The following is a 10,592-nucleotide window of genomic DNA, read 5'->3' on the forward strand; positions in this document are numbered from 1 at the left end:
ACGAGAATTACGTGGGCCGGCAGGGCAAGGCGGCAACCGATTTGCGTCCGGCGGGAACGGCTGTTATTGACGGAAAACGCGTGGATGTGGTCACGCGGGGCGACTATATTGAAAAGGGATCGGCTGTGACGGTCATTGCCGTGGAAGGCAGCCGTATCGTGGTACGAAAAGATCAATAGTTGATTGTCCGGGGTTTTGTGCCTGCCGGCCCTGGACAACAGCAACCTTTTGAAGGAGGATTTATGCCGGTCGAATTTATCATTCTCGTTATTCTTGTCATTGCCTTAATTGTTTTGCTCTACTTTATCGGATCGGCCATTTCCCTGTGGGTCCAGGCCCTGGTTTCCGGTGCGAGCATCGGGCTTTTCAATATCATTTTCATGCGGCTTCGCAAGATTTCGCCAAAGCTTATCGTCAATGGCAAGATCATGGCGGTCAAGGCCGGGCTGGAAGTCTCCACCAATGACCTGGAATCACATTTTCTGGCCGGCGGTGATGTCATGCGCGTAATCCAGGCCCTGATCGCCGCAGACAAGGCCAACATTGACCTGAAATTCAACCGGGCGGCTGCCATTGATCTGGCGGGTCGAAACGTGCTGGAAGCCGTTCAGATGAGCGTCAATCCCAAGGTTATTGAAACGCCCATGGTAGCGGCCATGGCCAAGGACGGCATCCAGTTGAAAGCCATCTCCCGGGTGACGGTGCGGGCCAACATTGACCGGCTGGTGGGCGGCGCCGGCGAGGAAACCATCCTGGCCCGGGTGGGCGAAGGCATTGTCACCACCATCGGATCCTCGGACAGTCATAAAAACGTTCTGGAAAATCCGGACTCCATTTCCAAGCGCGTTCTGGAAAAGGGCCTGGACGCGGGCACTGCCTATGAGATCCTCTCCATTGATATCGCGGACGTGGACGTGGGCAAAAACATCGGTGCAGAGCTGGAAACCGACCGGGCCGAAGCAGACAAGAAGATCGCCCAGGCCAAGGCTGAAGAGCGCCGGGCCATGGCTTATGCCGCAGAGCAGGAAATGAAGGCCAAGGTCCAGGAGATGCGCGCCAAAGTCGTGGAAAACGAGGCCCAGGTGCCCATTGCCATGGCAGAGGCCCTGCGCGCCGGCAACATTGGAATCATGGACTATTACCGATTTAAAAACATCCAGGCCGACACCCAGATGCGCGACAGCATCGGCGGAAAAGAAGACGACGGCAGCGGCCAGGAAACGGAAACCGAGGAATAAAAAAGGCCGATACCCATGGAACCCCTGATATTTTTTCTGGTGGTGGCTTTCATTATCATCACCAATATTGTCAAGGCCAAAAAAAAGTTTGATAAAGGCGCTTCTGCCCCGCCGGAACAAACCCCTGGTGAAGCAGAGCCGAAAGCTGCGCCTGAGGACAAGGCATCGGCCGGGTGGAAGCGCAATATCCGGGATTTGCTGGCCGAACTCCGGCAGGAGGTTGTTGAGCAGCAGGGAAAAAAGACCCCGGAGCCGGTCCGGCAGCCGGGCCGCGGCACCGGGTGGGAGGACCTGGTCCGTACCGGGCCCGGGGCGGACAAACCGGATTTAAAGAAATCATCCGAGGCCCGGGGGGAAAAACAGGCCGCCGCCCCCCGGCAAAGTCCCCGGCCGGAACGGGGACAAACCCTGATTGAGTCGCGCAGCCGGCAAGGATGGACCCCGGAGGCGCGCATCGGGGAAACAACAAGAAGGCCGCCGGCGCCGCCATTGTACCATGGGGGAAAAAAGGCAGTGAAATCCCGCCGGCCCCATCAGTATAACAGGGATGAGCTGCGCCGGGCCGTGATCTGGTATGAAGTCCTGGGCCCGCCCATGTCCCTGCGGGATCCGGAACGGGAAATGTGGCTGTAGATCCGGGGTCCTGAGTTTCTTTCTTGAAAGGTGTTGCAAAATCGGCTATCTAATATATTTTGAAACTTTTAAGATTCGTTTGTGCGCCATTGGGTGCAAAAATATGAAAATCCAAAAAGTTGCAGAGATTCAGCCATGACAGAAAATCAAGTGACCATCAATGGAAACCGGTTTTCCTTTGAACCCGGGGAAACGATTTTGGATGTGGCCCGGAGAAACAGCATTGATATCCCCACACTTTGCTATCTCAAGGGAGCCACGCCCACCGGGGCATGCCGGATCTGCGTGGTGGAAGTGGAAAACGCCCGCAACCTGCTGCCGGCATGCAGCACCCCGGCACAGGCCGGCATGGTGATCCACTCCGAGTCGCCCGATGTGGTGAAATCGCGAAAGAAAACCATCGAGCTGCTGCTGGCCTCGGGCAACCACAACTGCGCCGTGCGCAAGGTGGACGCATCCGGCAGTTTCGCCGACTTTCAGCTCCAGGTTCAGGACTATGATCACAGCAACCGGCTCTGTCCCGTCTGGGGCGACTGCCAGCTCCAGGACCTGGCCTACAGGTACCAGGTTTCCGGGGATGCTTTTTCCGCCACGCAAACCCAGTATCCCATGGAAACGGTTAACCCGTTTATCGTGCGCGACTTTTCCCGTTGCATCCTTTGCGGCCGTTGCGTACAGGCCTGCAACGAAGTCCAGGTCAACCGTGCCATCAGCTTCGGATATCGCGGCAAGGACGGCAAAATCGTGGCTGCCGGCGACCGGCCCCTGAAGGACTCGGACTGTGTGTTCTGTGGGGAATGTGTTCAGGTATGCCCGGTCGGCGCCTTGGTGGAAAAGGAGGCCAGGTACCGGTGGCGGCCCTGGGAGGTTGAAAAGGTGCGCACCACCTGCAGCTACTGCGGTGTGGGTTGTCAGATGGATTTGCATGTCAAGGACAATACCGTGCTCAAGGTCACCGGCGCAACAGACGTGGCGCCCAATTACGGCAGTCTGTGCGTCAAGGGCCGGTTTGGATACAAGTTCATTGATTCTCCGGAGCGCATCACCAGCCCCCTGATCAAGGAAGACGGTGAGTTCCGCAAAGCCACCTGGGACGAGGCCCTGAACCTGGTGGCCCGTCGGTTCACCGAAACCCGGGATACCCACGGACCCGACAGTATCGGGGTGCTGACCTCGGCGCGGATCACAAACGAGGACAACTACATTGCCCAGAAATTTACCCGGGCGGTGTTGAAAACCAATAACATCGACCATTGCGCCCGTCTCTGACATAGCTCCACAGTGGCCGGTCTGGCCGCAGCATTCGGAAGCGGGGCAATGACAAACACCATCGCAGACGTCGAACAAGCCGATGTCATTTTGATCACAGGTTCCAACACCACGGAAAACCACCCGGTGATATCCGCTTTTGTCAAGCGGGCCGTATCCTTTAAGGATACAAAGCTGATCCTTGTGGATCCCCGTCGGATCAAGATTGCCGAATTTGCCGATCAGTGGCTCCGGCCCAACCTGGGCACGGACGTGGCATGGATCAACGGCCTGATCCACGTGATTATAAAAGAAGACCTTTATGACAAGGAGTTTGTGGAAAACCGCACCCAGGGCTTTGATGCTCTAAAAGAGGCGGTTGCCAAATTCACCCCTGAATATGTCTCTGAGATAACGGGCATTCCCGCCCAGCAGATCATTGAGGCCGCCCGCCTCTATGCCGGCGCGGAGAACGCGGCCATCCTTTACTGCATGGGCATTACCCAGCACATCTCGGGCACCGACAATGTGAAATCTTTGGCCAACCTGGCCATGATCACCGGCAATCTGGGCCGGCCCGGCACCGGGGTCAATCCCCTGCGGGGCCAGAACAATGTCCAGGGCGCCTGTGACATGGGCGGGCTGCCAAACGTGTTTTCCGCCTACCAGCCCGTTACCGTGGCCGACAATGTCTCCAAAATGGAAAAAGCATGGGGGGTTTCCGGCATGTCAGACAAGGCCGGCCTGCCGGTGACGGAAATGATTCCCAAAGCCCATTCCGGAGAGTTAAAGACCCTTTATATCATCGGCGAAAACCCGCTGGTATCGGATCCGGATCTCAATCACGCCGAGGAAAGCCTGGATCATCTGGATTTAATGGTAGTGCAGGACATTTTCATGACCGAAACCGCGCAGAAAGCCCACGTGGTGCTGCCGGCCACCTGCTTTGCGGAAAAAGACGGCACGTTCTCCAACACCGAACGCCGGGTTCAGCGGGTGCGCAAGGCGGTCAATCCCCCGGGGGCGGCCCGGGAGGACTGGTGGATAATCGCGGCCATATCCAAGCGCATGGGCTATGCCATGGATTATGAAAACGCCGGGGAAATTTTTGATGAAATGGCTTCGGTGACGCCTTCCTATGCCGGTCTCAGTTATGCGCGCATCGAACATGAAGGGATTCACTGGCCGTGTCCCAGTCCCGATCACCCGGGAACGCCGATTTTGCACACCCAGTCCTTTCCTGTTGGCAAGGGGGTATTGCATGCCATTGACTATATCCCACCGGCTGAGCAGGTGGACGAGGAATACCCCCTGTACCTGACCACCGGCCGGGTCCTGTACCAGTATCATACCGGCAGCATGACCAGGAAAACCGAGGGCTTAAACGAGCGGGCACCGGAGAGCTTTGTGGAAATCTCGCCTGCGGATGCCGATAAATACGGCCTTGAAGACGGGGACAAGATCCGCATTGCCTCCAGGCGCGGCGAGATCGTGGCAAAAATGACTGTATCGCCAAAGGCGGTGGACGGAACCGTGTTTATCCCGTTTCATTATGCAGAGGCGGCAGCCAACCGGCTGACCAATTCCGCCCTGGATCCGGTTTCCAAAATCCCGGAATACAAGGTCTGTGCGGTCAGGCTGTCCCGGGCGGCATGAAGTCATTGATTTACCAGTTGCTCATGATTTCCTGGCCCTGCCGCCGGGCCAGTTCATCCTGAAGTTCCTGGAACTGGGTGCCGATGGCCCGGAGGGTGTAGTTCATCACGGAATAGCCGATTTCCGGGAATTTTTTAAACAGCTGTTCCAGATCCTGTTTTTTGAGCCGGATGAGCCGGCAGTGCCGGGATGCGCAGTATCCGGACAGGCGGTACTCAAAGGGCGGTACAAAGCAGTGCCATCCATAGGTCTGGGCCGAGGAAATAAAGCTTAGAGGTTCGCACACATCCTTTTGTCTGGACTGCTCTGACTCGCAGATCAGCTGGATTTCGCCTTCCAGCACGATCCAGAGGTTTTCGGCCGACTCTCCGTGCTTGAAGATGGGATCGGATTTTCTGTATTCCACCACTTCGGCTGTATTTTGTATGGCTTCCAGCTGCTGGTCTGTTAAGCCTGTAAACATTTCCACCTGGTCCATGAAATCAAGACTGGTCATTTTATTTGTCTCCCTTGGTCTGGGTTTTTTCGTCAAACAAGGCCGCGTGCGCAACTTTTATGAATTGCTCAGGGGTGCGGCATCGGCTGTTGCCTGCAGGTGTTCAAAACGGGTGCCCACAATCTGGATCATGGCCCTTAGAACCCGGTATCCGGTTTCAGGATTGTCCTTTAAAAAGGCCAGCAATTGTTCACCGCTGATTTTTACCACTTCGCAGGATTCAGAGGAGCAGTAGGCAGACAGTTTGTATTTATAAGGCGGCAGCAGGCTGGACCACCCGATGATGCCGTGAGACGAAAGCGTGGAAATGGTTTGGATCTGTGTTGTTTCCCGGGCCGGCATTTCAAAGCGAAGATCCACCTGCCCGCCGGCAATGGCCCATAAGTGGGCGGCGGCTTCGCCTTCTTTAAACAGGCGCGCGCCTTTTTCAAATTTGGCGATGCCGCTGAAACCGGCAATTTTTTTCAGCTCTTCATTCTCTATGGCGGAAAACGCCTCGGTCTGCCGCAAAACGTCTTGAATCTGGTCTGCCATTTATCATGCCTCCTTGCTGGTCTGCGTGCTGTTGTCCGGTTCCGGCACTTCCACCGTATGGTCGGTTAATACCTCGTTGTTTAAAACATGGCGCTCAAATACCTGCCGGACCTTTTCGGCATTCATTTTTTGGTATACCACCGGGTTCTGTCCGGCCACCGCAACCGTAACGTTGGGTTCGGTCTCGCACACGCCCAGGCAGTCAGAGGCCAGCACATGAATATCATGGCGCCCGCTTTTGCCCAGTTCTTCGATTACGGCGTTCATCACCTGCCTGGCACCGGCGGCAATTCCGCAGTCTCCCATGTGAACCGTGACCCGGACATTGGGCTGCTGATGGCGCAGTGCGGTTTCATGCAGGGTCTTTTCCTTGATCCGTTGTAAGTCCTCGATGGTAATCTTGGCCATTGGCTGTTTCTCCCGGTAATGTATGATGGCGCCGTAAAAAGTTCAATATCTGCGTTACGCGCAATTTCTCAGAATTTCACGTACGGATAAGTACGCTGCATTCTTCGAAATTACGCAAGCCTTGATCTTGAACTTTTTACGGCACCATCTGAAATCAGAGTTTTTACGGTGCCATTAAAACAAGGCACAGGCTTTTTGTTAACTCATTTTATTTTCAATTCAATTAAAATAGAATAAAATCCCCGGGATGTCAAACAGATCCACGGTGTTGGTTATGCGTAAAAAAACGCGTCAACGCCCATCCAGCCAAGAAATCCGGCATACAGAGCCAGCAGAAGGATGCATTCAAACCGGGTAAGGCGCAGCTGGGTGCGCAGCATGATAAACAGAGCAATGGTGGCCACGGCCAGAAGTCCCATGGCCGGGGCGGCCACGGAAAAGTCAATGATGCAGGTGCCGGCAATGAGCACGCCGACGGGAATGGCGATTAACAGGTCAAAGGTGTTGCTGCCCAAAACATTGGCCATGCTCACGACACCGTCTTTCCGGCGGGCGGCCTGGATGCTGACAAAGGCATCCGGAAGGCTCGTGGCAGCGGCAATCACGCTCAGTCCCCAGAAAAAATGCGGAGTGTTGAAAACATCTCCCAGGATGATCACCGATCGCACCAGTCCTTCCACGCCGATTCCGATAAAAGCCAGGCCCAGCACCAGGCGCAGCCAAAGTCTGCCCGCCCCGCCCTGGATCTTTTGGGCATGAAGGCCGTTTTCCCGCTGCTGTATCCGGTATTCCACTGTGTCCTGGTGCTGCAGGAAAATGTAGAGCCCGTAAAATCCCACGGGTAGAAGGGCGAGGGGGCGGGTGATGCTTCCTTCCCACTGGCTGCCGGCCACCGGATAATAGATCAGGGCCAGGGCAAAGCTTAGCATGAGCACGGCCACGCTGATCATGTAAAACAGCCCTTCCTTGTAAATCATTTCCCGGTCTGCTTCCAGTCCCTTGCCCACAAGCCCGGAAACCCCGGGAATGACAAGGATGTTAAACACCGCCGATCCCACCACCGCAGCCACGCCAAGTTCGAACTTGCCGTGGACCAAAGTGGCGATCACTGTGCTGGAAAGCTCGGGAAAACTGGAGCCCACGGCCATGATAATCGATCCCTGGACCACGGCCGGCAGATGGTAATGGGCGGCCAGACGGCCGGCGGCCTTTTCCAGCAGAAAACTGCCGTGCCATACAGCCGCGGTTGCTGCAAGGATTACGAAAATGCAGACAATAACAACCATTAGAAGTGTTTTCCGCACCCGGCAACATGTTTTTCATACCGCCGGAATTCGTCTTCGAAATTGCTGCTTAAAATCTGCTGTCCCATGCAGGCACGGATTTCCTTCATTTTTATGAACTTTCCGGAAGGGATCTTTCCGCTTCTATGCTCTGGTCATCTTCTGCGGCAATCAGGCCATGGGACCGGGCCCTTTCATACCACTGCTTTCTTGCCCACTTCCGCATGTTGGGAATGGTGTCGGTTTCATCAATGATTTCCGTGCCCAGGAGGGTCTCCAGGATGTCTTCCATGGACACCAGTCCGGCAATGCCGCCGTATTCATCCACCACGAGGGCAATATGCTCCCGCCGATCCAGAAGCTGCTCAAACAGGCGAAAGAGGTTAACCGTTTCAGGTACGGCCAGCATGTCCCGGCCCAGCTCGGATACAGCCCTGGTGGCATCCCCGGTGGCCAGGGCCAGCAGCAGATCGTCTTTTAAAATGTATCGGGCAATGGATTTGTTGTCCGGTTCGTACAGGGGAATCCGGGAAACATGAATGCTGGGATAGACCTTGTAGACCTCGTCTATGCGCATGCTTTCCGGCAGAGAAAACATGACCTTGCGCGGGGTCATGATATCAGCGGCCCGGATGGAGCTCAGGCGCATCAGGTTTTTGAGAATCCGGGATTCCTTTTCCAGAAACAGGCCTTCTTCAAATCCCAGATCCGCCAGGGCCCGGATTTCATCCCGTGTGACCGGCGTGATTTTTTTGCCCCTGGAAAACAGGTAGGTAATCATCTGAGACATTTGCACAAGGGGATACAGGACAATGATGAGGCTGCGGAGCAAAAGCACCGTGGGCCGGGTCAGGCTCCGCCAGAAAAGCGCGCCGATGGTCTTGGGAATGATCTCGGATAAAACCAGGATCAGAAAGGTGAGCACCGCGGATGTGGCGCCAACGTATTGGCTGCCGAACACTTCCACGGCCTGGGCGCCCACACCGGCGGCGCCCACTGTATGGGCGATGGTGTTTAAGCTCAAAATGGCGGCCAGGGGGCGGTCAATATCGGTTTTCAGTGTGCGCAGCAGTTTGCCGGTTTTGGGATGAACCTCCTCAAAGGCCGCGGTAAAGCTCGGGGTGATCGACAGCAGGACCGACTCCATGATGGAGCACAGAAATGAGACCCCCAGGGCGATAAACAGGTAAATGAACAGAAGCGTCATTGATTTTCAATTTTTTCGAGGATAAACAGATGGACAAACCGGGGATCCAGATCCGCTGCCGGAACATGGCCGTATTCTTCGGCAATCCGGAAAAACAGGTTTTCCAGGGCCGCCTCCATGCGCGCGGATATGTCATGGGCGGAAATCCCGCTTTGGGCTGAAAGCCATTGGAGAAAATCGGATTTGGCCGAATCCCGGATCCGGGCTGTTTCCGTGTCTTGTTCCCACAATTGGCTGAAAAAGGGCTGGAACGCATTGACCGGAATCGGCAGCGGTATCCGGGCCAAGCCCAGGCGGTCTTTTGCCCACAGGGTCAGCAGCAGGTTTTCATGGGTGATAAAATACCGCTTTGGCAGGTAATGGGTATTGATTTCCATGCACGAAAGCAGGTGGTCAAAGGCCGTGATTTCGTTTAAGGCGGCTTCGGCCGTCTCGATGTCTTGCATGGTTTCAAATTCCCGGTACATTCGGCCGGTTTGGTAATTGTCAAAAAATTTGGGCCGGGTCAGCAGAAGTCCGCCCACAAAACCCACAAGCCGCTCTCCCCAGAAACTCAGGGCCAGCCGGCGATGTGCGTACCAGGCATCGGCCTTCCATTTCCGGGCCCGGTTCCGCAGATCCACGGCCAGTGCGTAACCGGTTCGGAAGATGTCTGCCAGGCTGTACTTGCTTAAGACCTCTGCGCTTTGTCCAGGTGCCGGCGGTTTTTGGGTCCCGGCCAGCCGGTGCAGGCCCAGGCCGAGGTATGCGGAAACCTTTTCGACCACGTGGCCAAGCTCCTCGCGCTGGCGCACGGGCTGCTGGTCTGCTGCGATCACCTGGTTGCACAGGGCGGCAAATTCCACCTGAAGCTCGTAGACAAGTTGGCTTGATTTGATTTGCCAGAGCGCTGTGCCGAAAATTCCGCTGTCTGAGAGCATGGAACTGTGCTGCACAGGCACCGGCAGGTGAAAGTCCGCATCAGATGCCGTATCCGGTGTCCGGGCCGGGCGTTTGCGCACCGATTCCGGCCGCATGGGGGCATATACGCCAACGGCTTCCTCAAACGGCAGAAAGCCCTTTTCAGCCAGACGCACATTGCGAAACCGCAGGGCTTCTTCCTGGCTTTCGGCCTCCATGACGTTGACACTGCGAAGCAGGGTGGCCTGGTAGGCCTGCAGGTCCTCATCTGCAATGTGGCGAAGAAGCTGGTGTATGAGCTGCTGGCGCTCTTCCCGGTCGTCCTCGTCTTCAATGGCGTTTAAAAACCCCTCCTGGATGCGGACGTAAAAAACCCCGTCATGGGTGAAAAAACCGTCCGGAAAGTCGCCCGGGTCTTCGTCTTCTTCCAGGAGCCGGATTTCAAGGGCTTCATGGAGGTAGTATTCCAACAGGTCATATTTCTCTGATGCGGTCCACTGGTGGAAACGCGGCGGATCTGCCCGGGACAGCAGGCTCATCCAGTGGCCCAGGGCCTGGGTGTTGATCCGGTCCCGGTTCCAGATTTCCAGGGTGCCAACCAGATCGAGCGTGTGCGGCGACATCTGCGTGATGTGGATGGAATGTGTTCCGGCATATTTTGGTCGGTCGGGGCGATAGTTTCGTGTTCCACATGCCGCCTGGTTATCCAAAAAGCTCCAGACCCGCAGGATCCGATTTGAGACCTTCGCCGCTTTGGTGGATGACCATGCTGTCGGCCGGGAAGGACCTGATCAGGGCAAAGGCCTCATCCGGCGTGCCGGTCAGCCATTTCTCGTAGTCATTCGGATCCAGGATCATCGGCATCCGATCGGGATGCGTTTCTTTCGTCAGCGCGTTCGGCGTGGTCGTGACCATAGATGACGTGACTATCTCGCGGTTCTCATCCCCGCCATAATTGCCTTTGAAGACGCGCCAGATGCCGGCCAGAG

Annotated in this window: 11 protein-coding genes; 4 read left to right on the top strand and 7 right to left on the bottom strand. The window is 56.0% G+C overall.

What is annotated here, in order from left to right; all coding sequences use genetic code 11:
- The first annotated feature begins 11 nt into the window (after window positions 1-11).
- The 4 genes from R6U41_RS08410 (at window position 12) to fdhF (ending at window position 4,775) form a co-directional block, all read left to right on the top strand.
- Entirely contained in the window at window positions 12-179 is a 168-nt protein-coding gene (locus R6U41_RS08410) for an NfeD family protein (protein WP_410269399.1), read from the top strand.
- 63 nt (window positions 180-242) lie between these two features.
- Window positions 243-1,238, top strand: a complete 996-nt coding sequence (floA, locus tag R6U41_RS08415) for a flotillin-like protein FloA (RefSeq protein WP_181549573.1) — start codon at window positions 243-245, stop codon at window positions 1,236-1,238.
- 15 nt (window positions 1,239-1,253) lie between these two features.
- Entirely contained in the window at window positions 1,254-1,871 is a 618-nt protein-coding gene (locus tag R6U41_RS08420; RefSeq protein WP_410269390.1) for a hypothetical protein, read from the top strand.
- A gap of 135 nt (window positions 1,872-2,006) precedes the next feature.
- Window positions 2,007-4,775, top strand: coding sequence for a formate dehydrogenase subunit alpha (fdhF, locus tag R6U41_RS08425; RefSeq protein WP_410269391.1), 2,769 nt, complete (start codon window positions 2,007-2,009; stop codon window positions 4,773-4,775).
- A 10-nt stretch (window positions 4,776-4,785) separates the two neighbouring features.
- On the opposite strand, the gene R6U41_RS08430 is transcribed toward fdhF, so the two are convergent.
- From R6U41_RS08430 to R6U41_RS08460, 7 genes are all read right to left on the bottom strand, one after another.
- Window positions 4,786-5,271, bottom strand: coding sequence for a Crp/Fnr family transcriptional regulator (locus tag R6U41_RS08430; protein ID WP_410269392.1), 486 nt, complete (start codon window positions 5,269-5,271; stop codon window positions 4,786-4,788).
- Between the two features lie 57 nt (window positions 5,272-5,328).
- Window positions 5,329-5,805 (bottom strand): Crp/Fnr family transcriptional regulator, encoded by a 477-nt coding sequence (locus tag R6U41_RS08435; protein WP_410269393.1) that lies wholly within the window; start codon window positions 5,803-5,805, stop codon window positions 5,329-5,331.
- Window positions 5,806-5,808: 3 nt separating this feature from the next.
- Window positions 5,809-6,213 carry a (2Fe-2S) ferredoxin domain-containing protein gene (locus tag R6U41_RS08440; RefSeq protein ID WP_410269394.1) on the bottom strand — a complete coding sequence of 135 codons (405 nt, stop codon included), beginning with the start codon at window positions 6,211-6,213 and terminating at the stop codon, window positions 5,809-5,811.
- 272 nt (window positions 6,214-6,485) lie between these two features.
- Window positions 6,486-7,499, bottom strand: coding sequence for a sodium:calcium antiporter (locus R6U41_RS08445; RefSeq protein WP_410269395.1), 1,014 nt, complete (start codon window positions 7,497-7,499; stop codon window positions 6,486-6,488).
- A 109-nt stretch (window positions 7,500-7,608) separates the two neighbouring features.
- Window positions 7,609-8,703, bottom strand: coding sequence for a CNNM domain-containing protein (locus R6U41_RS08450; RefSeq protein ID WP_410269396.1), 1,095 nt, complete (start codon window positions 8,701-8,703; stop codon window positions 7,609-7,611).
- Entirely contained in the window at window positions 8,700-10,226 is a 1,527-nt protein-coding gene (locus R6U41_RS08455) for a DUF6178 family protein (protein WP_410269397.1), read from the bottom strand. The genes R6U41_RS08450 and R6U41_RS08455 overlap by 4 nt, the downstream gene beginning before the upstream one ends.
- 79 nt (window positions 10,227-10,305) lie before the next feature.
- Window positions 10,306-10,592: SOS response-associated peptidase family protein (locus R6U41_RS08460; RefSeq protein WP_410269398.1), on the bottom strand; the 287-nt coding region annotated here is incomplete at its 5' end.

The organism is Desulfosalsimonas sp. (assembly GCF_046483245.1).
Taxonomy (GTDB): domain Bacteria; phylum Desulfobacterota; class Desulfobacteria; order Desulfobacterales; family Desulfosalsimonadaceae; genus Desulfosalsimonas.

What these genes read in the sequence shown, in the direction of transcription:
- R6U41_RS08445 (WP_410269395.1), bottom strand. Translation starts at nt 7,499, where the DNA reads ATGGTTGTTATTGTCTGCATTTTCGTAATCCTTGCAGCAACCGCGGCT.
- R6U41_RS08450 (WP_410269396.1), bottom strand. Translation starts at nt 8,703, where the DNA reads ATGACGCTTCTGTTCATTTACCTGTTTATCGCCCTGGGGGTCTCATTT.
- R6U41_RS08420 (WP_410269390.1), top strand. Translation starts at nt 1,254, where the DNA reads ATGGAACCCCTGATATTTTTTCTGGTGGTGGCTTTCATTATCATCACC.
- R6U41_RS08440 (WP_410269394.1), bottom strand. Translation starts at nt 6,213, where the DNA reads ATGGCCAAGATTACCATCGAGGACTTACAACGGATCAAGGAAAAGACC.
- floA (WP_181549573.1), top strand. Translation starts at nt 243, where the DNA reads ATGCCGGTCGAATTTATCATTCTCGTTATTCTTGTCATTGCCTTAATT.
- R6U41_RS08435 (WP_410269393.1), bottom strand. Translation starts at nt 5,805, where the DNA reads ATGGCAGACCAGATTCAAGACGTTTTGCGGCAGACCGAGGCGTTTTCC.
- R6U41_RS08455 (WP_410269397.1), bottom strand. Translation starts at nt 10,226, where the DNA reads ATGTCGCCGCACACGCTCGATCTGGTTGGCACCCTGGAAATCTGGAAC.
- R6U41_RS08430 (WP_410269392.1), bottom strand. Translation starts at nt 5,271, where the DNA reads ATGACCAGTCTTGATTTCATGGACCAGGTGGAAATGTTTACAGGCTTA.